Raw genomic sequence first — 24,925 nt, 5'->3', positions numbered from 1 at the left:
GTTAGTATCACAATTACTAATAAATTCAAATTATAATTATTCAAAAGCTATCTGTAACTCCTTTAATTTAATTATTTTAGCTTCTGCTTTTTTTCTGATTCTATATTTTTTAGTTTTCTTAGCTATAGCTTCATATCTTGCTACATCTTTTCTATAATTACAAGCTAAGAAGAATCTCAATATTTCAACCTTCTTACTATTTATTTCATTCTCTATCTGTATATCCTCTATAAGTTTTTCCTTTGTCTTTATAGTATTTATTAAAGATTTAATTTCTTTGTCTTTATCAAACTTTGCTAAGTCATACCCTGTTTGGTATCCCTCTTCAAAAGATGCTACTTTCTCTAATTTAACTACTTCTTCATGTCTACTTTTTAGCATTAACATGTTTCTTATCCTCCATTGTCATATATTTTTCTTTTTGTATTTTTACTACTACTTCATCTATCCATTGGCTTAATCTTACAACTTCTTCTGTTAAACCGTGCTTTATATATAGATCTCCTAATATTTGTTTTACATTTTCAAGCTGCTTCTCCTCTAACATGCTTATCCCCCTAGTTGTATTTTTAATTCCTCCATTAGCAAATCCCATGCCTCTTCTTTTGTTATCCCTTTTTCATTTGCTATTTTTAATGACATATCTCTTAGATGCTCTGCAGCTTCTCTGATTGTCATCATCTCTAAAATTGACATTTAAATCTCACCCTTAACTTTAATATTTATATCACATATATTACATCTAACTTCATCTATATCTTCTTTGACTATATAAATATATATTTGATTACACTTATTACACTCAAATCTCTTTAAAACATGCTTAGACTTATTTTTTAAAGAGTCTGTAATTAAGTTCTCTTCCTTTAAATTCAACAATATACTCACCCCAGTCATTATCTTCTTCATAACTACACATTTCAATTATTCTACTGGCTGTAGCTTCATTTATATCCAAAAGCCCAATTTTATCAAGCTCTGTAGTTATTATCATTGCCTTATTATTGTTATATCTGTAATTAACTATATCCTGTACAATTCTTTGTGTTGCTGGAGATGTATCTCCCTTATATAAATCATCTATAAAAAGTACTGATGCATTTCTATATGAATCTAATGATTTTGTAAAATCTTCTTGGTCCAACTGATTAAACTTCATTCTGGATATTTCATTTACAAAATCAGCATATTTAACTCCAACTGTCTTTAACAATACTCTTGATGTAGCAATTGCTAAATGAGTTTTACCACTTCCAACTTGTCCAGTTAATAATAAGTTTTTAGTCTTATCAAAATTCTTTATATACTTTAGACAAGTCTCAATAGCTTTTTGTCTCTGTTCATTATTAGCCTTATAATTATTAAACTTATTTTTCTCAAATCTATTACTAAGCCCACTTTTTTCAATTCTTTCCTTAGCAAGTCTAATACTCCTACAATCGCACCAATACACTTCACCTTCTGCTGTAAATAGATATTCTTTATCCTCACATTTAGGACAATTATATTTCTTCAATGTCAATTCCATATTGTTCTGCAAGTTCTTTGACATCCACTTCGACTTCTGAGCTTGAATCCACTTCTCGTTTATTGTCATTGTATGTTGAAGACTTTCCATAACTATTTCCCCCAAAACTGTTATTTTTTTCTTTATTTTCATTTATACTATTATTAATCGTTTTTTTATTTTTATATTTGTTTTGGTGTTCAGTTAACTGAGCACCTTCTTTTATGCCTTCTTCTAACCAATTATTTAATATCTTTAGAAGATAATTAAAATTTCTTATACCTGCTCCTACAGTTTCATCTATAGCTCTTATAATTACATCTGCTTCCATACCATCATCTAAAAAACTTAAAAGCTTCAAAGAAAGATTAGGAGTTATAACGCCAATATGTTTTTGGTAGTAGCCTATTATTAATTTGTTATATTTATTATTTAGTTTATATTTATTATTTAGTAGTTTCGGATTTTCCGGATTTCGGATTTTCCGACTTCCGGTTTTTCCGTATTCCGGATTTTCCGTATCTCGGCTTTCAGCTACTTTTATTGGTATTTCATATACCTCATAATCAAATCCACCAGTAAATTTTCCTGACTCATCATCTTTCCTAGGATTTCTTTTTACATATCCTAAATCTATAAGCTCATTCATTGCAGTTAATGTTGAATCTCTTCCATCCTTACTTCTATTCTTTAAATCCTTTACATATATTTGCCAATCATCTGGTAAGCTTAATAAATATGTATGTAACCCTTTAGCCTTCCAAGATGCTCTATCATCATTTAAACATGCCTTATTTAACATTACATAAGGATTACTTTTATCTTTTATAACTCTTACAATAGCCATATTTTCTCCATCTCCTAAACCTCAAGTAAACTATCTCTTAGCGTTCTAACTGATATTCTTGTAAAATCAAGCTTATTATAAAATTCAACATCTATCTTTTCTTTTGATATTCTTAAGTTATCCATATAATAGTTATCATGTAGCTTTAAACCCCTACATACACTAGATAAAGTTCCAATATCAGCTATAGGATCATTGTCCCCTATATAAAACCTTGGTATTAAAAAGTTAAGTTCAATTTCTCTATCTATATATTTATTTTTATATTTGTATGTAGCTTCAACATATCTACCTTTATTTAAATTTGCTTTTACAAGCTTGTATTTATCATCAGCTATAATCCCTCTAAAAGCACTATCTATAACTTCTATTGCATCTGTTTTTATCACCTATTTCCCCTCCTTCTTAAATCCTTTAAGCTTTCCATCTCTACATATGAAAGATATGTTCATTTGTTCATATATTTGTCTAGCTTCTTCTACTGTGATATTTAAAATATCTTTAATTGCCATTTCTATACCTCCTATTTACTAACTTGTACATTTTTATTAATCAAAGGGACTTAAGCCCTCTGTCTTTCTCTATACTCTTTTATAGCTATCTGTTTAGCTTCCTCATAACCTAATCCTGTTTCTTCTAGCTCTTTTGTCCTTATAAATATTGGATAGACTATGGAAAGTGCTTCATCTCCAAATCTTTCTCTTTGTCTATCAAATATCCACTGAGCTTTTCTTTTTTCTATTTCTAAAACAGCTTCTGGATCTTCTGGCCATACAACTTCAACTTTTAAGTTCATAGTTTTTCTAGCCATATCACTTCCCCCCTTTTTCTATATCTTATGAATACTAGATTTTGTCCTGTGATTATTTAATTAACTCATCTATTGTTAATCCTAAATAATCCGCTAGTTTCTTTACTGTATATACTCCAGGATTTTTATTTTTTTCTTTTAAAATTTTATATATATTTTCGTGGGGTACACCTGAACCCCTAGATAATATTCGTGCATTTATATTTCTCTCTTTTAAAATTCGATTCAAATTGTCATTTATTTTCATTTTTCTAACTCCTTTATGTTATAATTTATGTGTAGAATATAATTCCAAATATAATTATGAAAGGTAGTGACATTATGAGACTTAATGATGATTGTGTTAGAGATATTCTTCTTCTTATTGAAAAATCAACAGATAATAATAATTTATGTGTTGATACTGATTTTTTAATTCATAACTTAACTAAGTACACAGAAGATGAAATTTTTTATCACATAAGACAGATACATAAATATGACTATGTTGATTTTGTTGAATATGCTGATGACAATCCATACTTTATAGGAGACTTAACTCCTTTAGGTAGAAATTTTGTAGATAATATTAGAGATAATAAAGTATGGTCATCTACTAAAAAAATTGTTACTAAATTATCTTCTGTTTCTTTACCTATACTAAGCTCTGTTGCAGAAAGAGAACTATCTAAATTTTTAGGTTTATAATTTTTATTCATGGATGGGTCTACTCCATCCATAACGGAATTCTCTTTAGTTCCTCTATGCTTTTATCATTTATATATTGTTTAGAATAAAATATAATCAAACCATCAATTTTTCTCGCTACTATATAGTTTTTATTTTTGAATTTTTCTATTGCTCTAGCATTATCTTTTAAATTTTCAATACAATATTCTTTTATATATTCATCATTAATTTCAAAATATCCAAACTCTATTAATTTATCTATCTTCAATTCCAATTCATCCATAACATGCTCCTAAACTAATAATATTTATATATTCCTTTTAATTAACTTCAAATACTAACTGACTATTAACCCCTTGAATTGCATATTTTAAAATCTCATCTACTTTCCAAGTTCTTATGTAATCCATAGCTAAGTCATAATTCTTAACAGATAGATTTTTATAACTATTTACATTGAAAGTTCTTCTTATATCTTTATAAAAAGCCGAAAATAACTTTTTATTTAACTTCCTATACGCTGGTGTATTTTTACCACCTAATAGTTCTATAGCTCTGTAATTTATTGCAGTTCTTAAATTTTCAGCTAACTCATAATTAATAGTCATTTTATTTTCTATATCAGCTATTCGTTTTTCTTGCTCTTGTTGTTTCTTATCCACCATAAGTATTGCTTGTAGCTCTTTACTCATATTTGAAAATGGATTTTTAAGTTGTTCTTCCATTTTGTTAAATGCTTCTATGTATTTAAGTTTCCATGTTAGCGCTTTAGATCCAGTAAATCCCATAACCAATAGACTAAATCCATCTCTATTCATTAAATATTCTTTATAATTTTTACCAGTCCCAGCTTTATAGGTACTACCTATAAACATACTCATAACGGAATTTTCCGCTTTGATAAGTTCCTCTATTTTATCTATTACATCTGAGTGCCTCTTTTCAAAATGTGTAGCTATTTCTCTACTACTTACCAGTAATACTCCATCTAATTCTTGTATATTTACTATTTTTTTAACTTCTGTTTTATCTACTAATTTTAGTTGCATTATCATACCTCCATATATTATTCAGTTGCTACTTTTCATTTCGAAAAGCATTGATTAAAAAAAATTTCCTCCATAGTTATATTAGGGTAAAACTTTTTTATATAACTAGTTAAAATTTTCATTTCACGTCCTGTAAACTCATCACCATAAGATTTCTCCTTTACTAAGTATGTAGGCCTACTAATCCCAAGTAATTCAGCGAAATCACTTTGAGTTTTGTTTATGCTTTTTCTAATTCCTACTAATTTATTAGGCATTTTTTCATCACCTCTTTTTCTTTCTTGATTTACTATGTTTTAATTATACTTTTCATTTTGAAAATAATCAATACTTTTTTTAAAAATTTTTTACATTTTGAAAAGTTTATTTTATAAAATATCATATAACGTTGAAATTTACTTATTTTCATTTTGAAAATAATCAGCAAAAAACTTTTCATTTCAGATATATTATAGACAGAGGAGGTTGTCAAAATGAAAAGTATCGGAAATAAAGTTAAAGAATTAAGAGAAGAAAGAGATATTCCATCACAAGATTTAGCGGCTCATTTAGGAATAAGTCCTTCTACCCTTAGTAACTGGGAAAAAGGAAGAAGAAATATAGATAATGATAATATAGTAAAAATAGCTCAATATTTTAATGTAACAACGGATTTTTTATTAAATAATGAGAAAGTTATAAAAAAAGAGTCCTCTAAAGAAGCTAATCAAGAAAAAGATATAGAAAAAATGATTGATGAGTTAATGAATCAACAAGGACTTATGCTTTGTGGAGAGCCAATGAGTGAGCAAGATATGATATTACTTAGAAATTCAATAAGAAGTACAATTGAAATGGCTAAAAATATGAAAAACAAAAAGTAATGAGGGATTAACTTGAGTAAAATAAAGCAAAAAGTAAATAGTTTAATAAGCAGATATGAAACATCTAATATATATGAACTATGCGACTACTTAAATATTAATATAAAAAAAGATCCTTTAGGTAGTACTAAAGGCTACTTCTTAAATATTTCTGGGGAATACTTTATAACTTTAAATACAGATTTAGAAGAATGGGAAGAACCTGTTGTTCTTGCACATGAATTGGGGCATGCTCTTTTACATAAAAATACAAATATTTGCTTCTTAAAAAATTATACATACTCTAATACAAATAAACTTGAAAATGAAGCAAATGAATTTGCCGCACATCTATTAATTACAGATGATGCTTTAAATAGTTTTTCAGAGGGTTATGATTACATAACCATAGAACAAATGAGTAAACATTTCAGAGTTCCTGTGGAACTTGTCATGTATAAATATATTAAATAAAAAGGAGTTGTAATAAAATATGAGTGATATTGAAACGCAAATTAAACTTTTACAAAAACAAATTGATGAGTCAGGTTATGATATTTACGTTGATTCATATCCAATGTCTATTAGTGAATTAATTTCACTTTATAATGATGGAGATATTAACTTAAAAGCTGAATATCAAAGAGTCTTTAAATGGACCGATGAACAAAAAACTAAATTCATAGAATCTATACTTTTAGGATTACCTATCCCCCCTATATTTTTATATCAAGATGAACATGCACTTTGGGAAGTTGTTGATGGTATTCAAAGGCTTTCAACAATATTTGAATTTGTAGGAAACTTAAAAAATGAAGATGGTAAAAATTCTGATGCATTCGTATTAACATCAGCACCTAAACTTACTTATTTAGAAAACCTTAAGTACGAAGATTTTACAAAAGAATTACAACGTTCATTTAAAAAATGTAAACTTGATTTGATAATAATATCTAAGAAAAGTAAAAAAGATATTAAATTAGAAGTATTTAGACGATTAAATGGATTCGGTACAAAGCTTAATAGCCAAGAATTGCGTAACGCACTTGCTCTTCTTTTAAATCCGGAATTATTTAATTTTATAGATAATATGAGTAATAATGAAGTATTTTTAAAATGTTTACCATTTAAAAATATAGGAACAGCTAAGTGTAAAGAAATATCAGATAAAAAACATTATGAATTTTTTATAAGATATTTAACTCTTTATGAAAAAGATACATTAATTAAGTTTAATTCTAATAATGATGGAAAGCTTGATGATTTATTCGATCAGGTAGTTGAAAATATTGCTAATGATAGTACTTTTAATAGATATGATGTTCAAATTAATTTCATAAAAACATTTGAATTATTATATTCTACAATTGGAGAAGATGTATTTAAAAAATACAATATTAAAACAAATAAGTTTTCAGGTAAAATAAGTGAATCTATATTTGAAGTTATAGTTCCAGGTGTTTCTAAAAATTTAGAGTATTATTCACATAATAAAGTTTTGCTTGCAGATAAAATAAAGAGTTTATATTCAGATAATAGTCCCTATAAATCAGCTACTGCTACAAATCCAAAAGCTATTGACCGAATGAAAAGATTGTTAAATCTAAGTCTGGAGTACTTTGAACCTAATGAGTAATTTTAATAGTATTAGAAAAGACATCGCGCAGGAATCAAAATATAGAATTATGGAAATCAACTATATGTTTTCTCAGTTGGAATCCTTTGATGGCAATCCTTTGGATAAATACTTTTTAGCTCGCAGTGTTGTTGTATTTTCATATGGAACAGTAGAAAAGTTTATAAAAAACTTATCTGGATATGCTCTTTCAGTAATAATTGAAAATGAATATTTTTTTAATAACGTAAGAGATTTAATGTGTATTATAAAAAATAAAAATAAAATAGATGAAATATTTGATTTAGTTATGCACTACAAAAAGAATCCTAGCTCTAGCCATAATCTAGACTATAATGGACATAAATCATACTTCAATTCTAGAGATAGCATTAATGATAAGTCATTATCGCATATTGTTAATGTTCTAGACTTAAACAAAAATGAACCATTACTAAAAATACCTGCAGCTACTATGAAGAATTTGTGTAATGTTCGAATGAGCTTATCTCATGGTGATTATATAAATGAACTAAAAAGATTTAATGAATCTAGGCAAAACCTTACTATTGAGCAAGTAGATGATTATATCCATAATAACTTTAAACTTAATGATAAAACAAAAAAGGATTTATTAGACTTAATAAATGACTTTGAACGTAAAATATTAAACTTATTGGATGACATTGATTTGTATATTGATACAACTAAAAAGGCACTTTAAAAGTGTAAGTATTTTTTTCCTATAGCTTTTTTCTTTTTCCTATAGTAGAATTATTAATGAATAAAAAGAACAGGAGTTAATACATAATGAGTAGTACTATTATAAATATTTTTGAGGAATCTCAAAATAAATATTTAGAAACAAAAGATAAATCTTATTTAAAAGATAAATCTCAATTTTTTACTCCATATGATACTGCATGTAAGATGATTTCTACTATAGATTTTAATATTTTCAGAAATTCAGATACACTATTTATACTTGAGCCTTCTGGTGGATGTGGGATACTAATAGCTAGCTTAATCTTACATATAATTAATACTTGCTCAAATATAAAAAATATTCATGTGGATGCTTATGAGTTTGATATCGATGTATCTAATATACTTTATGATAATTTAAATATTTTAGCTAAATATGTAAATAAAACCTCTAGCATAAAATTTTCGTACAATATTTTAAATGAAAATTTTATAACTAAAAATAAAAATGAGTGGATTAAGTCTAATGATCATGGTAAATATGATATTATTATATCTAATCCACCATATAAAAAAATTAATCAATCTTCAGACGAGGCAATAGTTATGAGTAATATAGTATATGGCCAACCTAATATTTATACATTATTTATTGCTATGTCATTAAAGCTATTAAAGCAGAATGGAGTATATATTTTGCTAAGCCCAAGGAATTATCTCAGTGGTGAGTATTCAAAAAAGTTAAGAAAATTTATTTTCTCTAACTACTCACTTACTAATATACATTCATTTGAAAAACGAAGTATGTTTAAATCAGTTAATCAAGAGGTTATTATTTCAACTTTTATAAATAATAAAAAACATAATAAAGTCAATATATCATTCAATGATTCATCTGATTTTTCAATCAATTTTGATGATATTATATTTGACAAAGATTCAATGTCTATATTAGTTCCTAGAACAATAAATGATATTGCATTATTAAAAAATATAAAAACTTTAAAATACACACTTAATGATTTAGGTCTCAAAGTTAGTGTAGGCCCAATTGTTCAATTTAGAAATGAAAATGATATAAAAAAAGATACTTATACAGATGATTATGCACCTCTATTAATTAGTGCTGATATTCAGCCAAATAATAAAATATGTTATTTTGATAGAGAAAATAAGAGAAAAACACATAATAAGTCTATATATAATAAAAATAGATGGTTAGTTAAAAATTCCAATTATTTGCTTATCCGTAAAGTAACGGCCAAAGATGACATAGACTTAATTGTTACTTCTGTATTAGATAAAAATTATTTTAATCATGATTTCATTGGTTTTGATAATAATTTATTATATCTTCATAGTATTGATAAATCTGAAATGGAAATAAGTCTTTGCTATGGTCTTTATTGTTTTATGAATTCAAAACAGTTTAAAGAATTCTATTTCTCTATCAACGGTACTCATACTATCAATGTTACTGATTTTAATAATATAAAATTTCCAGATATAGATACTTTAAGTAAGTTAGGTACTAGTATTATGAATAGTGATTATTCAGAAATAACTTGTTCTATTTTAGTAGAAAAATATTTAGAAATACATTAATAATTAAAAGTATAAACACTAGAAAGACTAGGAAATTTAACTATCCTAGTCTTTTAATATTTTTTATAAGTTTTCACTACATTTCCTACATATACTATTATATTTTGATTCTATATAATTCTTTATTATTTAAATACTATCTCATCCAACATTATTTTGTATAAAATTTAATTTTTCTTAGTATATTTATATATTGACATATATTTAATATGAATGTTTTAATGTAAATATTATCTCTATATAGAACTTACGTTCTTTTCGATTTTATAAAGGATTTTATTCATACTTGTAAAATTAATTTACTGAAAGGAGAAATTACTATGATTGCTGCTATATACTCGAGAAAATCAAAATTCACCGGTAAAGGTGAGTCTATAGAAAATCAAATTCAACTATGTATGGAGTATGCTAAAAATTTAGGCATAACAGATTTTTTAATATACGAAGATGAAGGATTCAGTGGATGGTCTACAAATAGACCAAGATTCCAAGAAATGCTTCAAGATGCTAAAAATAAAAAATTCAATTACTTAATATGTTACCGATTAGATAGAATCAGTAGAAATGTATCTGACTTCTCTACTCTAATTGAAGAACTTAATAAACTCGATATATCATTTATATCTATCAAAGAACAGTTTGATACTTCTACACCAATGGGAAGAGCTATGATGTATATATCAAGTGTATTCGCTCAATTAGAAAGGGAAACTATAGCTGAACGTATAAAAGATAATATGTACGAATTAGCTCGTACTGGTAGGTGGTTAGGAGGAACTACTCCACTAGGTTTTACGTCTACTCAAATTACTTATTATGATGAAAACATGGCTCAAAGAAAAATGTACCAACTTGAAGAAGATCCCGAATCAATGGATACTGTTAAACTTATTTTTGATAAATATTTAGAACTTAAATCTCTTACTAAGCTATATAAATATTTATATAATGCAGGGATAAGGGGTTCTAGAGATGGTAAGTTTTCTCCAGGATCTGTATCTGTAATTTTAAGAAATGCTGCATATGTTAAAGCAGATGAAAATGTAATAAATTATCTTAAAGACAAAAATATCGACGTTGTCGGAAATCCCGACGGTGAGCATGGTATATTAACTTATGCTAAAAATACTTCATCTCCTGTAGGTGCTATAGCTAAGCATAAAGGTATCATTGACTCTGATAAATGGATTCAAGTACAAAGCTTATTAGATAAAAATAAAGATAAAGCTCCTAGAGCTGGAACTGGAAAAGCATTATTATCGGGATTATTAAAATGTTCTAAGTGTGGTGCTAATATGAGATATTCTTATACCAAAACTTCTGCAGGTAATGTTTCTTACTATTACATTTGTGGTACTAAAAAGTTATTAGGAGTGTCAGCTTGTAACTGTAAAAATATAAAAGCAGATGTAATTGAAGATAAGGTAATAGATGAAATCAAAAATACTAATGCACAATTAATTGTAAGCTCATATAGAGATACTAAATTAGAAAATAATAAAAATAATAAAGAAATAGAATCTAAAACTAAAAATATAAATTCTAATATAAAAGAAAAACAAAATATAATAGATACTTTAATAATGCAATTGGGTAGAAATACAGATAGTTCTGCATCTACATATATAATTAATAAGATAGAAGAACTAAATAAAGAAATAGAGAATTTAAAAAAGGAATTAGATTTAATAAAATCCGTATCAAAAGAACTTAATACAGTAGATTTAAATATAGATTTAATTTGCGATAGTTTAAACAAGTTTGCTAATGAAGTTGATACAGCTGATTTAAATAAAAAGAGATTACTACTATCTAATATAGTTGATTATATTGAATGGATACCAGATGAAGAAAAAGTAACGGTTCATATTTTAGGTCTAAAAAAAAAGTAATTAATGACTATCACTCTTCCATAAAAGAATGTTCTAGTTTGTCTTTTTGTCAAAGTAGCAGAAGCTATTAGTATGTCAGACCAAGTTGCTATGCTTTCTAGAAGACCAGCTACAATAAAAGGAGTGTACGACATAGACTTAGGAATACCTTCTGAAGAAAAAACACCTCTCAAAGCACGTAAAGCTCCAGCATTTCAAAATTACTTCGATATTCTATGGAAGGAGCTAGACGCATATGAAAAATGATTCTAAACAGTACTCCTTAGGTTATAAAAATTACCTTAAAGACCTTAAAGTTGAAAAATATAAAATTTTTATTTGCCAAATAGTTCTATTTATTGGCTTACTTTTACTTTGGGAATACCTTGCTGATCAAGGTATAATAAAAACATTTTTATTTAGTCAACCTAGTGCTATATATAAATTGTTTGTAAAATACCTTGAAAGCGGACAATTAATGACACATATTAAAGTATCTGTATATGAAACTTGTGTAGGACTTTTTGTTGGTACAATCTTGGGCGTTATAGTTGCTATAATGCTTTGGTGGTCTAAAAGATTATCTAGAATACTAGACCCATTCTTAGTTGTACTTAATGCACTTCCTAAAACAGCACTTGCACCTATTATAATAGTTTGGGTTGGCGCTGGTGTTAAAGGAATAATAGTAACTGCCATTACTATTTCCATAGTCGTAACAATACTTTCAGCATATAATTACTTTATTAGTGTTGATGAAGAAAAAGTAAAAATGTTAAAAAGTTTTGGAGCTTCTAAATCTCAAATTTTAACTAAACTTATATTACCTGCAAATATAGGTAATTTAATTAATTTAACAAAAATTAACATTGGTCTTGCTTGGGTAGGTGTTATAGTTGGTGAATTCTTAGTTTCTAGATATGGAATCGGTTATCTAATAGTTTATGGTAGCCAAGTATTTAAACTTGATTTAGTAATGATGGGTGTATTTATTCTTGCATTTTGTGCATGGATCATGTATGAAATACTTAATATAGTGGAAAAACTTTATAACAAAAATAAACACTAAATTTAACTAGACTGTAGTTTTTCTACAGTCTGTTTTTCTTTAAAAATAGTATAAGCCATACGTCTATATTTAAGGAACATGTACTAGCTCTTAATAATAACTTATATTATGTAATAATTTTTAAAGGAGGATAACTTATGTTTAAAAAGCTAGTATCTGTTATTAGCTCATTCGCTATTGGATTGGTGTGCTTTACAGGTTGTAGCAACCAAGATTCATCTAGCAACTCAGGTATTCAAGATAGCTCAGAAAAATTAGATAAAATAACTATAGCAGAGGTTGCTCATTCAGTTTTTTATGCACCTCAATATGTTGCTATTTCTAAAGGTTTTTTTGAAGAAGAAGGTATTGATGTAGAGCTCCTTAATACTCAAGGTGCCGATAAAACTATGTCTGCATTAGTATCAGGTGAAGCTGATATAGGACTTATGGGACCTGAAGCTTCTATTTACGTTTATAATCAAGGTAGTGAAGACTACGCTGTAAACTTTGCTCAACTTACTCAAAGAGATGGTAGTTTCTTAGTTTCTAGAGAAAAAAATGATAACTTTAACTATGACGATTTAAAGGGTAGTGAAATCCTTGGTGGTAGAAAAGGTGGAGTTCCTTTAATGACTTTAGAGTATGTTTTAAAACAACATGGTTTAAATATTGGTGAAAATGATCCAAGCGCTGATATTAATGTAAGAACTGATGTACAATTTAGTGCTATGGCTGGTGCTTTTGCTGCTGGTGAAGCTGATTATACAACAGCTTTTGAACCAACTGCTACTCAACTTGAAAAAGATGGTTCTGGATATGTAGTAGCATCAATTGGTGAAGATTCTGGAGATATTCCTTATACAGCTTATTCTGCAACTAAATCTTACTTAGAAAAAAATCCTGAATTAATTCAACGATTTACTAATGCTTTATATAAAGCTCAACAATGGTGTCAGACTGCATCTGATGAAGAAGTAGCTAAAGCTATGCAACCATTCTTTGAAGATAACGACTTAGACGATTTAATTATAGTTGCTCAAAAATATAGAGAAATAGATGCTTGGTGTTCTGAACCAGTTTTAGAAGAAGAGAGCTTAAATAATTTAATGACAGTAATGGAATCTGCTGGCGAACTTAGTGAAAGACCTCCTTATGATAAGATTGTAAATACTGACTTTGCACAACAAGCTATAGATAATAATAAATAGTTTAATAAAAATGATTCCTATAATTTTTAGGAATCATTTTTATTAAATTTGTTTTCAATAAAATATCACTACTTACAACTTTCTATAATATACTTCATAGTTTCTTTATTCATTGCACCTGGAACATATTTAGTAATATATCCGTCTTCATCTATTATAAGTGTTGATGGAAATGAATTTATTCCATATTGATATATTTGACTTCCACTTTCATCTAATACAACAGGGAAAGTATATCCTTCTTCTTTTAAAAAATCTTTTATATGTTCTACATCTCCTTCCCTTCCAATATTAGGTGATGCTAATTCAAGTATTATTATATCTTCTTTATTTTCGTTATATTCTTTATAAAGCTCTTCTATATAAGGCATTTCTTCTCTACATTGAGGACACCATGTAGCCCATATATTAAAAAATATTATTTTTCCTTTATAATCACTTAACTTATGTATTTCTCCATATTGGTCATATAATTCAAAGTCTAAAGCTTTTATTTTCTTACTACTTTGATTTTCTTCATTCTCTATATTTTCATTCCTTTGAGCTTGACTTTTTGTTTGTAAATTAAAGTTATTTATAGCTCTTTCAAGTCCACTTGAAAACATTGCCAGACCAGATAATATAATTATTATTCCACCTATTATTTTAATTTTACCCATATACTTTTTTATAGAATTTATTGTATTAAATAATTTATTATAAAATAATGCCACAAGTATAAATGGAAATACAAATCCTATTGTATAAACTAATACCAATAAGTTTGATACTAAAAAGCTATTGGAACTTGATGAGATTATAAGTACCGATGCAAGTATTGGTCCTATACATGGAGTCCATCCAAAGCTAAATGTAAATCCTAATAAAAATGCTGTTACTATATTTATTTCTTTAGTATTCATATTAAATCTCTTTTCAGAGTTTAATAATTTAGATTTTATAATTCCCATATAAAATAGACCCATAAATACTATTATTAGTCCACCTAAAGTCATTATTAAGTCTTTGTTTGTCTTTAAGAATGAACTTAGTACACTTACTGATGATCCTAGTATAAAGAATGTTGTCGATATACCAATTATAAAGAACAATGTATTTTTAAATAAATCACTTTTTGTAAACTTTCCAGTTTTTAAATTATCTATACTAGTATTAGATAATTTACTCAAATATATTGGTAGTATAGGTAATATACATGGGGATAGGAAGGACAACATCCCTTCTAAAAACACCACTATTAAATTTAGTTTTTCCATTAACATCTCCTTTATTTGTAAATATATTCTTACCATTAGTTTTTCTACCTATTAGCAGTAAAATTATATCATTTATTAAATAATCTCCTTAATAATTCACTATATAAATAAACTACAACAATGAAAGTTTCTATCTCAAGTAGATAGTTTTTTGTAGTTAATAAAAAATAGTGATTAAAAAATAAAATAAATCATTTTTAATCACTATTTTAATTCTTTATAAAGCTTACTTATTTCTTAAATAAGCATCAATAGCTTCTGCAACTTTTTTACCTAATGAAGTTGCAAAACAAGCAGTTTTTTGACCTTGTATTATATCTCCAGTTGCAAAAACATCCTCTATACTAGTTTGGAAATCATTAGTTATTACAGTACCTCTTTGATCTAATTCTACTGGTGCAATTGATTGAATTCCATCTGACATTTGACCAACTGCAAATATTATTGTATCTGCTTCTAAGATTAAGTCTGAACTGTCATCTGTCCCCTTAAACTCTATTGCTCTAACTTTATTATTTTCATCCCCTAGAATTTCTACTGAATCAAAGTGATCAAATATAGGTACGTTTACAAACTTCAAATAATTTAATTCCTTTTGGCTAGCATTCATCTCTTCTATTCCTGTTCTTACTACAACTCTAACTTTTTCATATCCAGTTAATTTTGCAGTGGTTCCACAATCCATAGCAACGTCTCCACCACCTATTATTACTGCACTTTTGCCTACATTTATATGACCGTCTTTACTTTTTGCTTCAGCTAAAAAATTAACTGCACTTAAAACTCCATCTAAATCAGATCCTTTTATTTTTAATACTCTACCTTTATTTAGACCACTTGATAATAAAAATGCATCAAATCCTTCTTCCCTCAATGCATCTAACGTAACATCCTTTCCTACAAGTGTATTAGTTCTAAATTTAACACCAAGACTCTTTATATATTCTACATCTTGATTTATAGCATGCTTAGGTAACCTATGTGGTGGTATCCCATATGTTAACCATCCACCTATGCCTTCTCTAGCTTCAATAACTGTTACGTCATAACCTATCCTTGCTAATATAGCAGAAGCTGCTAATCCCGATGGACCTGATCCTATTATAGCTACCTTCTTACCATTAGAATTTGATTGTATTTTTTTATCACTAATCTTCCAATTACTTTCTTTTTCATATTCAGTTAAGAATTTTTCAATATACGGTATCATTATTGGTTCTTTTAGTTCTGTATTTTTGCATCCTCCTACACAGTATGTTTCATAAGGGCAAACTCTAGAGCATATTGCAGCTAATGGGTTTCTTTCTCTTATAACTTTTACAGCTTCATCTATTCTTTCTTCTGCAACTAAGCTTATAATATATTTAGGATCTATTTCGATTGGGCAGTTTTTGCTACAATAAGATGCTTCACATAATAAACATCTTTTAGCTTCTGATATAGCCTCTTCTTTGGTAAAATACTTACCTGATTCAGTTAAATATCCTACATTATTCATTTTTATAACCCCCTTAAGAAAATAACTTCTTAATAACCTATTTATTTTAGTATTATATTATTCTATGTTTATTGAGTTGCCTTCTTGAAAAACGTTTTCATATTTTAAGTATAATACATTTTTACTAACTACGGGAATTTTTAAATTATTTTTATTTCATAATTGTCAAAACTATATTTATAAGCATATAATTAAGTTGTGATAAATTATTTAAGAGGTGTGGTCTATGATCAAGAAATTTAGTTTGTTTAGAAAACGCTATAATAAAAAAAATAGTACTTCTATATTTAAAGGTAATATTTTATCTGACGAAAACTTAAGTTACGATGACTACGATGATACATTATTTTTAGACCAAGATATTTATTACGATAATGATTTTTATGATTTTCCTTTGGATAATAAGAGCCAAATTGATTTTTACTATGATATGGATGATTATGACTATATTGAATAATAGATTAAAGCTTCTACTTTATTAGCAGTAGAAGCTTTTTACTTTTAAATTCTTAATTAAGCATTTTCAAAAGTATATATTGCATCAAGTCTAGTAATATAAATTAAATCATCTTCACACCCTATATACTTTGCATATTTCTTTACTTTTTCTTTTGATACTTCTATATCTAGTCCATTATCATTTTCCATTAATGTTTTTATATACATATCCATTAATCTTCCTTTATATTCTTTTATGTCATACCCTAAATAGTTAGTTAGTCTTTCTATTTCCCCTGAAAAATCTCCATCTTCTTTTATAAAATACTCATATATATCTAATCTATATGGATTTAATGATATTATTTGCTTTACTACCTTACATTCATCAGGTTTTCCTATGAATCCATCCTTATAGTTATTAAATAGTGCATTTGCTTGTCTTATGGCTTTATTATCTATGTATCTATGTACCTTATTTACATTATTATCTAATAATGCATCTATAACTGCATAATGGATATTAAAACAATCATTATATACATATTCTGCGAGTTTTTTAATTACTGGTTTTATTTCATAAAACTTAGTTACGTTATTATTCTTTTTACCTCTACCATGTGAATTTGTATGTTCTTTTATAAGATTATTAAATAGCCTTCTAAAATCTAAATATTTTTTACAGTATTGCTCTTTAAAAATATTAAAGTCTATAGTTATTACTCTATAAGTAACTATTGTCTCTACTCCTTTTTTTATGACATTATCAATTAATTCTTCTCCTAATATAAGTGCTTTATCTGCAATTTGCTTCATAGTATGGGTATTATTTAAACAATCTTCTTCAAACGTATTAGATGTATCAAAAGCACAAGTTTGAAATAACTTCCTTATACTGTTATAGTTATCCATACTATCATCAAATTCTACAATAGCCCCATTTATATCAAATGTAATCATATATCATTTGCCTCCTTTTTATTAAATTAAATAAATTAATATATAATTAATTTGATTATTTTATCAATATTCCTTCTAAATGAGGAATTTGTCTAAAGTTTTTTTAAACTATGCCGAAAATCGCCAAAATTACAGGAATAAACATAGTTGGTAGCAAATTTGCAACTTTAATATTACATGCTTTTATCATATTAAGCCCTAATGCCATAATTAATAAACTGCCTACTGCGGTCATTTAGCTTACTACATCATTACTTAGTATAGCTGATAAATATGATGCTCCTATAGTTATTATACCTTGGTACAAAAATACTGCTATAGATGAAAATATTACACCAATTCCCATAGATGCCGTAAATATTATAGATGAAATTCCATCTAATATTGATTTTGCAAATAATATTGAATGATTACCTCTTAATCCACTTTCTAACGAGCCAACTACTGCCATTGCTCCAACACAAAATAATAAACTTGCTGATATAAAACCTTGTGCTATTGATATATCTATGTCAGATTTCTTAGAAAATTTCATTTCTAAATATCTCCCCAATTGATTAAGATGTTTGTCTAAATCTATTAGCTCTCCTATTACTGATCCAATTGCCATAGACATAATAGTAATTAAAATATTACCACCTTCTAATGAGCCTGATATACCTATATATATGACACATAAAGCAATTCCATTCATAACAGTATTACTTACTTTTTCAGGTATACCACCTTTTACTAATAATCCTACTACACATCCACATATTACAGCTAATGTATTTACTATTGTTCCTAGCATCATATGCTCCCCCAATTAATTTATTTTACTTATTAGTCTATATTACTATATGAATATTCTCAATTAACTTTTATTCTCTAAATACTAAATTTATATATTCAGTAGGGTTTTTAGCAAAATCTTGAAAAGATTTATTTGTAAAAATAACATATTCACCTAAAAATCTTTTATATCTATCTTCTTCTTTTTTTAAAGAACTTCTTGGCTTATTTTGATGATTGTTGAATACTAATATTTTAAGAGGAGGTTTCTTTCTACTTGTTTGTACTCTTTTTATCATATACTTTATATGTATATCTGCATCTGGAAATGAATAACCACAAAATATTAATATATCACTATCTCTTAAAGCTTTTTCACTTTCATTCCATACATTACTCAAAAATACATTCGATATATCTTTAAAATAAGTAGGAGGCACTATTATGGGAACTGTACTTTCTCCACAATTTAGACATTTAGCTCCTTCTGAATCTTCTAATATTCTCATTACTCCTCCTTCATAAGGAGTTAAAGTCAAGCTACTACAAATAGGACAATACATCCAATTTAATGATCCATGTATCTTATACAACTTAATCATAGGATCAAGTGGTTTTACCCAATTTCCATCTTTATTAAAATTTGCAAAATTTATACCATAATCCAGCATAATAGGTAATTTTTCTTTATCATATAGTTTTGCAATAGTATTATCTATAATAATGTCGTAATTTGCACTAATAAAAGTAGTATTTAAAAGTAAGTTTGATTTAAGTAAATTATCAATGAGCATTTTATGATATTTATTAGTATTTTTCTTATTAACAGAATAAGCCATTAAAAGAATTAGATATTGTCTAATAAATCTTATACTATCACTTTCTTTATTAACTAGCTCAAGAGCAAAATTTTTAAAAAATTCTCTTCTTTGCTCTGCTAAATCTAAAAGTCCAAGAACTTCTTCAAAAGTAGGAAAATTAACTTTATCTATATCATCTTTCTTCAAATCTATATTAAACATTTGTTTAAAAAATCTATGTAGCTCCTTATTCATTTCCTTGTTATAATCACTAGGCTTAAGATCTCTAAAGTACTCACTAAATAATTCGCTTTGAATAGGTAAATGCTCAGCAGCAGACGCACCTGCTCCTAAAAATATAGAAATCTTCATTACTCATCCTCCTAACTATCCTATAGTCAAACGTCTTATTCAATTATCTTATGACTTTTTACACAAGATATTCTTAATCTTCTTCTATAAAATAAAAAAACTGCTTATTTGTAAGTTTTTCTAGGTCACAAAGCACAAAATAAAAATTCTAGCTATTTGTAGCATTATTTCAGCTATATAACTAGAATTTTTATTTTATGTCTGCCCCTAAGTAAAACTTAACTTAAGCAGATATTTTATTTATTTTTCTATTGGTTTTTTAAGTATTGATAATAATAACATTCCTACTAGTGAACCTACAACTATTGCTATAGCATATCCTAATGGATTAGATATAACTGGTAAAACAAATATTCCTCCATGAGGAGCTCTAAGTTGTGATCCAAATACCATACTTAATGCTCCAGCCACTGCTGAACCAGCTACACATGCAGGTATTACATGAAGTGGATCTGCTGCTGCAAAAGGTATTGCACCTTCAGTTATAAATGATAGTCCCATTACATAGTTAACTATACCAGATTTTCTTTGATCTTCTGTAAATCTATTTTTAAAGAATGTTGTAGCAAGTGCTATTGCAAGAGGAGGAACCATTCCACCTGCCATTACTGCTGCCATTACTTCATACTGACCTGCATCTAAAGCTGCTATCCCAAATACATATGCTGCTTTATTTATTGGTCCACCCATGTCAACAGCCATCATTGCTCCTACAACTATACCAAGTATAATTTTTGAACTTCCTCCAAGTCCCATTAAGAAACTATTCATCGCTTCATTTATCACAACTACTGGAGGCATTACTATGTAAGTCATTAATATCGCTATCAATAATGTTCCAAACAGTGGAAATAAAAGCACTGGTTTTATTCCGTCTAAAGATTGTGGAAGGAAACTAAATAACTTTTTAAGTCCAACTACTATATATCCTGCTAAGAAACCAGCTATTAATGCTCCTAAAAAGCCAGCTCCACCTTCTTTTGCCATTAATCCTCCAACAAAACCAACTACCATTGCTGGTCTATCTGCTATAGAGAATGCTATATAACCTGCAAGTACTGGTAACATAAATCCAAATGCATAGTTACCTATTGTATTTAAGTATGAAGCTAATGGCGTATTATTACCAAAATTTGAAGGATCTATTGAGTAGTTATCAAATAAGAATGATAAAGCTATTAATATACCTCCTGCAACAACAAATGGTAACATATTTGAAACACCATTCATTAGATTTTTATATACTTTTCTTAAAGCACTTTCGTCTTCACTAGAACCATCATTTAATCCTGAATTTTCTCCACTATGATGATATATTGGCGCATCTCCATTTTTAGCTCTATCTATAAGCTCATCTGCTTTGTGTATACCATTAGCAACCTTAGTTATTATAACTTTCTTACCATCAAATCTTGCCATTTCAACATTTTTATCAGCTGCAACTATTATACAGGTTGCATTAGCTATTTCTTCTTTAGTTAATACATTTTTAGCTCCTGAAGAACCATTTGTTTCTACTTTTATTGAAATCCCTTTTTGATTAGCTGTTTTATTTAAACTTTCTGCTGCCATAAAAGTATGTGCAATTCCTGTTGGACAAGCAGTTACAGCTAATACTTTAGGATATTTCTCATCTAATATATCTTCTTTTATTTCCTTTGCATCTTTTTCTAATTCATCCGCTTCATATTCTTCTGGGAATTTTTCTTTCTCTTTTTCATTTATTAATTCTATAAACTCATCTTTAGAAGATGCATTTATAAGCTTTTTCCTAAACTCTTCATCCATAAGTATTGTTGAAAGTCTTGCTAGTACTTGAAGGTGTGTATCATTTGCTCCATCTGGGGCCGCTATCATAAAGAAAAGATGTGCTAAGCTTCCGTCAAAGGCTTCATAGTCTATTCCTTCTTTACTCACACCAGTTGCAAGATATGCTTTATTTACTGCTTTAGTTTTAGCATGGGGAATTGCTATTCCTTCTCCTATTCCTGTTGTACTTAATTCTTCACGAGAAAGTATTGCCTTTTTATACTCATCTTTATTATTTAAATTTCCGCTATCATCCATTAATTCAACTAATTCATCTATTACATCAGGCTTATTACTTGACTTTAAATTTAAATTAATAGATTTTTTATCTATTAAATCTGTAATTTTCATAATATATCACTCCTTATATTTTTTCTACTATAATCTGCTTTTTAACTTCATCTATAAATTCTCTTGTTGCTATATCATAAGAAAATGCTGTTGCTCCGCCACATGCAGCACCTTGCTTTAGAGCTTCATCAAATTTATTTGTCATTACATATCCACTTAAAAAACCTGCAACCATAGAATCTCCTGCTCCTACAGAATTTTTAACTTCACCCTTAGCTACATTACTTGTATAAATATCACCATTTTCAGTAACTAATAATGCTCCCTCTTTTCCCATAGATACTAATACATTTCTTGCACCCATTTCTTTTAATTTATTAGCATATTTTATTATGTCCTTATTTGAACTTAACTTTACATTAAAAATTTCTTCTAATTCATGATTATTTGGTTTTATTAAAAATGGCTTATATTTTAATACATTTAATAATAAACTTTTGGTTGCATCAACTACTACCTTTATTTCCTTATTTTTTATTCTTTCCATTATATTCTCATATAATTTATCACTAAGTGTTGATGGTATACTCCCTGCTAAAACTAATATATCCTCACTATTTAATTCATCTATTATTTTATAAAGCTCGTTTAGTTCATTTTCATTTATAAGTGGACCTTGACCGTTTATCTCTGTTTCTTCATTCCCTTTAATCTTTACATTAATTCTTGTAAATCCATTTTTTAATTTTATAAATTTATTTTCAATTCCTTTTTCTTCTAAGCTTTTTATTATAAAATCTCCAGTGAATCCACTTACAAAACCTAAAGCTGTACTCTGACAGTCTAGCTGTTGTAGCATATTTGATACGTTTATACCTTTTCCTCCAGCATAAACTTTTTCATCTTCAACCCTGTTTACACTACCTAAGTTTAGGCTATCTAGTTTTATTAAATAGTCAATTGCAGGATTTAATGTTACTGTATATATCATGACTTCACCTCTATCTTTTTTTATATCTTTATATTACATAGAAAACATTTTCTCTGAAAGTTAGAAAATTTCTCTTAGTCAAAAGAGAAATTTACTTAAACATATTTTTAAACTTTTCATAATTTTTATTCTCACATATACTTATTACTTTTGCTATTGAGTCTACTCTTTTATAAATATTAGAAAATAATTCTTCATAATCTAATATATGATCTTTATCTATGGCTAGCATTATAACTAATCTTACTTCTCCTACTTCCCAGTATATAGGATTTTTTAAAATGCCTATGCTTATCTTATTTTTAAAAACTTTACCTTTTGAGCTATGTGGCATTGCTAGCATATTGCCTATTTCTGTTGTTGCAATTTTTTCTCTTTCAAAATAAGAATTTTTCATATCTATATCTATATAATTTTTTTCTAATAGAAAATTAGACATATATTCTATAACCTCTTCCTTTGTAGAGAAATCTAAATTTTTATGAAATAGATCTTTATCTAGAAGTTCTTCCACTTTTATATCTTTATATATTTTTTCAGTTTCTATATACTTTTCTATAATTTTAATTTCTTTTTCTGTTAATAAAGGTGATATTTTTATTAAAGGTGTATTATCTAACTCTATAGGTACAGTTGAAATTACAAAGTCCGTATCTATTACTTTTAAATAATCCGTTAAATATGCTGGTATTACCTTAATTATTTCTATTTTTCCAGCAAATAAGTTTTCCAATTTTGATTTTATAAGCATTGATGTACCAATACCAGAAGTACATACAATAACTGCTTTATAAACTTTTTTCCTATTATAATTATTACTTCTTTCTATAGCTCCTCCTATATGTATTGCTATATTTGCTGTTTCATCTTCATCTATTATTATATTTAAGTTACCTTCTATAACCTTTTTTGCAATTTTTGCAAGTTCAAAAGCAAAAGCATACTTTAATTTTATTTCATTTGAACTTATATAATAAGAATCATTTATTCCTAGCTCTATCTTTTTATACAAATTACTTATATGACTGTATAAACACTCTTCAAATATTGTATCCTTAGTAATATCTATATTGGTAACTATTTTTAGTTCCATACAAAAAGTTCTTATAGAATTTATTATTTTCTCCTTATAAACATCATTGTTTATAATTTCATTTCTTTTTACTTTATAATATCTTAAATATTCATTGATAATTAAATCTTCATTTTCTGTGCTCCTACTTAAAAATATTAATATATAATCAACTATATTTTTAAATTCCAAATCAGTAACTAAAAGTTCTTCACTTTCTAATACATTTAAGACTCTATTTTTTATATCAAACATACTGTTACTTACTTCATTACTTAAAAAGTCACTTAAACCTAATTTATTATTTTTATTATTACATAAATTAACTATTTGTTTTGCTACTTGTTCTTCATCACCATCTATACAAATACCTTGTTTATGCTTAGTAATTATTTTTAAATCATTTTGACTTAATATCCTTTTTACTTCCTTTAAATCATTTTTTACTGTGGAAGAACTAACATACATTAAGTCAGCTAAATCTTCTATTCTAATAAAATTTTCTTTTTCTTTACTTATATTTATCAACTTTTTTAAAATAAAGCTTACTCTGTCTATATCATCATACAAATTAGTTTGTACGTCTAACTCTTCAAGGCTTCCTTCTAGTTTATATCCAATACCTCTTATAGATACTATCTTGCTTTTATGTAAAGCTTTATTTATACTTTTTATATCACTTTGTATAGTTTTTGTAGAACAACCAATTTCCTCGCTTAAAGCAATGCTACTCATTGGCTCTACAGAATTTCTTAATATTTTGACTATTTTTAATTCTCTATTGTTCATATTTATACTCATGAATTCACCCATTTTTATGTAATTTTATTGCTAAATTTATAATATCACTTTATTTTTAATAAAAAAAGACATATTAGAAACAA

At 27.1% G+C, this 24,925-nt stretch carries 30 protein-coding genes and 1 pseudogene; 11 read left to right on the top strand and 20 right to left on the bottom strand.

Features of this window, described 5'->3' with window-relative positions; genetic code table 11:
• Positions 1–36: 36 nt before the first annotated feature.
• From I2A66_RS04575 to I2A66_RS04540, 9 genes are all read right to left on the bottom strand, one after another.
• Entirely contained in the window at positions 37–387 is a 351-nt protein-coding gene (locus tag I2A66_RS04575; RefSeq protein ID WP_195251065.1) for a hypothetical protein, read from the bottom strand.
• Entirely contained in the window at positions 368–547 is a 180-nt protein-coding gene (locus I2A66_RS04570) for a Spo0E family sporulation regulatory protein-aspartic acid phosphatase (protein ID WP_195251063.1), read from the bottom strand. The genes I2A66_RS04575 and I2A66_RS04570 overlap by 20 nt, the downstream gene beginning before the upstream one ends.
• Before the next feature lie 2 nt (positions 548–549).
• Positions 550–696 carry a hypothetical protein gene (locus I2A66_RS04565; RefSeq protein WP_195251061.1) on the bottom strand — a complete coding sequence of 49 codons (147 nt, stop codon included), beginning with the start codon at positions 694–696 and terminating at the stop codon, positions 550–552.
• Between the two features lie 133 nt (positions 697–829).
• Entirely contained in the window at positions 830–1,552 is a 723-nt protein-coding gene (locus tag I2A66_RS04560) for an ATP-binding protein (protein ID WP_207734720.1), read from the bottom strand.
• Positions 1,503–2,354 carry a DnaD domain-containing protein gene (locus I2A66_RS04555; protein WP_195251057.1) on the bottom strand — a complete coding sequence of 284 codons (852 nt, stop codon included), beginning with the start codon at positions 2,352–2,354 and terminating at the stop codon, positions 1,503–1,505. Before I2A66_RS04555 ends, I2A66_RS04560 begins: the two co-directional genes overlap by 50 nt.
• 14 nt (positions 2,355–2,368) lie before the next feature.
• A complete protein-coding gene (locus tag I2A66_RS04550) occupies positions 2,369–2,743 on the bottom strand; it encodes a hypothetical protein (protein ID WP_195251055.1) in 375 nt (124 codons plus the stop codon).
• The gene (locus I2A66_RS17395; protein WP_279309961.1) at positions 2,744–2,866 is read right to left on the bottom strand and encodes a hypothetical protein; all 123 of its coding nucleotides are present in this window, start codon (positions 2,864–2,866) and stop codon (positions 2,744–2,746) included.
• A 50-nt stretch (positions 2,867–2,916) separates the two neighbouring features.
• Positions 2,917–3,165, bottom strand: a complete 249-nt coding sequence (locus tag I2A66_RS04545) for a hypothetical protein (RefSeq protein ID WP_195251053.1) — start codon at positions 3,163–3,165, stop codon at positions 2,917–2,919.
• Positions 3,166–3,217: 52 nt separating this feature from the next.
• Positions 3,218–3,412, bottom strand: coding sequence for a helix-turn-helix domain-containing protein (locus I2A66_RS04540; RefSeq protein WP_195251052.1), 195 nt, complete (start codon positions 3,410–3,412; stop codon positions 3,218–3,220).
• A gap of 74 nt (positions 3,413–3,486) precedes the next feature.
• Here I2A66_RS04540 and I2A66_RS04535 point away from each other — a divergent pair, with 74 nt between their 5' ends.
• The gene (locus tag I2A66_RS04535) at positions 3,487–3,852 is read left to right on the top strand and encodes a DUF2513 domain-containing protein (protein ID WP_207734719.1); all 366 of its coding nucleotides are present in this window, start codon (positions 3,487–3,489) and stop codon (positions 3,850–3,852) included.
• A gap of 19 nt (positions 3,853–3,871) precedes the next feature.
• Here the strand turns inward: I2A66_RS04535 and I2A66_RS04530 are convergent, their stop codons facing one another.
• From I2A66_RS04530 to I2A66_RS04520, 3 genes are read right to left on the bottom strand one after another with little or no spacing between them, the layout of a single operon-like run.
• Entirely contained in the window at positions 3,872–4,117 is a 246-nt protein-coding gene (locus tag I2A66_RS04530; protein ID WP_195251048.1) for a hypothetical protein, read from the bottom strand.
• 37 nt (positions 4,118–4,154) lie between these two features.
• A complete protein-coding gene (locus I2A66_RS04525; RefSeq protein ID WP_195251045.1) occupies positions 4,155–4,883 on the bottom strand; it encodes a Rha family transcriptional regulator in 729 nt (242 codons plus the stop codon).
• Positions 4,884–4,918: 35 nt separating this feature from the next.
• Positions 4,919–5,140 carry a transcriptional regulator gene (locus I2A66_RS04520; protein ID WP_195251043.1) on the bottom strand — a complete coding sequence of 74 codons (222 nt, stop codon included), beginning with the start codon at positions 5,138–5,140 and terminating at the stop codon, positions 4,919–4,921.
• 216 nt (positions 5,141–5,356) lie between these two features.
• On the opposite strand from I2A66_RS04520, the gene I2A66_RS04515 reads away from it, so the two are divergent.
• From I2A66_RS04515 to I2A66_RS04475, 9 genes are all read left to right on the top strand, one after another.
• On the top strand, positions 5,357–5,746 hold the full coding sequence (locus I2A66_RS04515; RefSeq protein ID WP_195251041.1) for a helix-turn-helix domain-containing protein: 390 nt from the start codon (positions 5,357–5,359) through the stop codon (positions 5,744–5,746).
• 12 nt (positions 5,747–5,758) lie between these two features.
• Positions 5,759–6,199 (top strand): ImmA/IrrE family metallo-endopeptidase, encoded by a 441-nt coding sequence (locus I2A66_RS04510; protein ID WP_195251039.1) that lies wholly within the window; start codon positions 5,759–5,761, stop codon positions 6,197–6,199.
• A gap of 19 nt (positions 6,200–6,218) precedes the next feature.
• Positions 6,219–7,361 carry a DUF262 domain-containing protein gene (locus tag I2A66_RS04505; protein ID WP_195251037.1) on the top strand — a complete coding sequence of 381 codons (1,143 nt, stop codon included), beginning with the start codon at positions 6,219–6,221 and terminating at the stop codon, positions 7,359–7,361.
• Positions 7,354–8,064, top strand: a complete 711-nt coding sequence (locus I2A66_RS04500) for a hypothetical protein (RefSeq protein ID WP_195251035.1) — start codon at positions 7,354–7,356, stop codon at positions 8,062–8,064. Before I2A66_RS04505 ends, I2A66_RS04500 begins: the two co-directional genes overlap by 8 nt.
• Positions 8,065–8,150: 86 nt before the next feature.
• Positions 8,151–9,650, top strand: a complete 1,500-nt coding sequence (locus I2A66_RS04495; protein WP_195251034.1) for an Eco57I restriction-modification methylase domain-containing protein — start codon at positions 8,151–8,153, stop codon at positions 9,648–9,650.
• Between the two features lie 320 nt (positions 9,651–9,970).
• Positions 9,971–11,542 (top strand): recombinase family protein, encoded by a 1,572-nt coding sequence (locus I2A66_RS04490; RefSeq protein WP_195251033.1) that lies wholly within the window; start codon positions 9,971–9,973, stop codon positions 11,540–11,542.
• A 72-nt stretch (positions 11,543–11,614) separates the two neighbouring features.
• Positions 11,615–11,788, top strand: coding sequence for a sulfonate/nitrate/taurine transporter ATP-binding protein (locus I2A66_RS04485; protein WP_122640500.1), 174 nt, complete (start codon positions 11,615–11,617; stop codon positions 11,786–11,788).
• Positions 11,778–12,590, top strand: coding sequence for an ABC transporter permease (locus I2A66_RS04480; RefSeq protein WP_195251032.1), 813 nt, complete (start codon positions 11,778–11,780; stop codon positions 12,588–12,590). The genes I2A66_RS04485 and I2A66_RS04480 overlap by 11 nt, the downstream gene beginning before the upstream one ends.
• Positions 12,591–12,727: 137 nt before the next feature.
• Positions 12,728–13,780, top strand: a complete 1,053-nt coding sequence (locus tag I2A66_RS04475; RefSeq protein WP_147516820.1) for an ABC transporter substrate-binding protein — start codon at positions 12,728–12,730, stop codon at positions 13,778–13,780.
• Between the two features lie 68 nt (positions 13,781–13,848).
• Here I2A66_RS04475 and I2A66_RS04470 read toward each other — a convergent pair whose 3' ends face one another.
• Both I2A66_RS04470 and I2A66_RS04465 read right to left on the bottom strand, forming a co-directional pair.
• Complete coding sequence (locus I2A66_RS04470) at positions 13,849–15,036, bottom strand: cytochrome c biogenesis protein/redoxin (RefSeq protein ID WP_147516819.1); 1,188 nt, start codon at positions 15,034–15,036, stop codon at positions 13,849–13,851.
• A gap of 226 nt (positions 15,037–15,262) precedes the next feature.
• The gene (locus I2A66_RS04465; protein ID WP_122640503.1) at positions 15,263–16,534 is read right to left on the bottom strand and encodes an FAD-dependent oxidoreductase; all 1,272 of its coding nucleotides are present in this window, start codon (positions 16,532–16,534) and stop codon (positions 15,263–15,265) included.
• A gap of 226 nt (positions 16,535–16,760) precedes the next feature.
• On the opposite strand from I2A66_RS04465, the gene I2A66_RS04460 reads away from it, so the two are divergent.
• The gene (locus tag I2A66_RS04460; RefSeq protein WP_122640504.1) at positions 16,761–16,991 is read left to right on the top strand and encodes a hypothetical protein; all 231 of its coding nucleotides are present in this window, start codon (positions 16,761–16,763) and stop codon (positions 16,989–16,991) included.
• A 56-nt stretch (positions 16,992–17,047) separates the two neighbouring features.
• Here the strand turns inward: I2A66_RS04460 and I2A66_RS04455 are convergent, their stop codons facing one another.
• The 6 genes and pseudogenes from I2A66_RS04455 to I2A66_RS04430 form a co-directional block, all read right to left on the bottom strand.
• Entirely contained in the window at positions 17,048–17,932 is an 885-nt protein-coding gene (locus I2A66_RS04455) for a kinase (protein ID WP_122640505.1), read from the bottom strand.
• Positions 17,933–18,035: 103 nt separating this feature from the next.
• Positions 18,036–18,725: pseudogene (locus I2A66_RS04450) on the bottom strand (DUF554 domain-containing protein).
• A 70-nt stretch (positions 18,726–18,795) separates the two neighbouring features.
• Positions 18,796–19,878 carry an SIR2 family protein gene (locus I2A66_RS04445; protein ID WP_195251031.1) on the bottom strand — a complete coding sequence of 361 codons (1,083 nt, stop codon included), beginning with the start codon at positions 19,876–19,878 and terminating at the stop codon, positions 18,796–18,798.
• A 240-nt stretch (positions 19,879–20,118) separates the two neighbouring features.
• Positions 20,119–22,038 carry a PTS fructose transporter subunit IIABC gene (locus I2A66_RS04440; RefSeq protein WP_147516817.1) on the bottom strand — a complete coding sequence of 640 codons (1,920 nt, stop codon included), beginning with the start codon at positions 22,036–22,038 and terminating at the stop codon, positions 20,119–20,121.
• A 13-nt stretch (positions 22,039–22,051) separates the two neighbouring features.
• Positions 22,052–22,969 carry a 1-phosphofructokinase gene (gene pfkB, locus I2A66_RS04435; protein ID WP_122640508.1) on the bottom strand — a complete coding sequence of 306 codons (918 nt, stop codon included), beginning with the start codon at positions 22,967–22,969 and terminating at the stop codon, positions 22,052–22,054.
• A 91-nt stretch (positions 22,970–23,060) separates the two neighbouring features.
• The gene (locus I2A66_RS04430; protein ID WP_147516816.1) at positions 23,061–24,842 is read right to left on the bottom strand and encodes a BglG family transcription antiterminator; all 1,782 of its coding nucleotides are present in this window, start codon (positions 24,840–24,842) and stop codon (positions 23,061–23,063) included.
• Positions 24,843–24,925: the final 83 nt, after the last annotated feature.

Origin of the sequence: Romboutsia sp. 1001713B170207_170306_H8, assembly GCF_015550495.1 — a bacterium.
Classification (GTDB): Bacteria; Bacillota; Clostridia; order Peptostreptococcales; family Peptostreptococcaceae; genus Romboutsia_E.
Note: the sequence above shows the minus strand (reverse complement) of the source record. Positions and strands in the feature narration are given on the sequence as shown.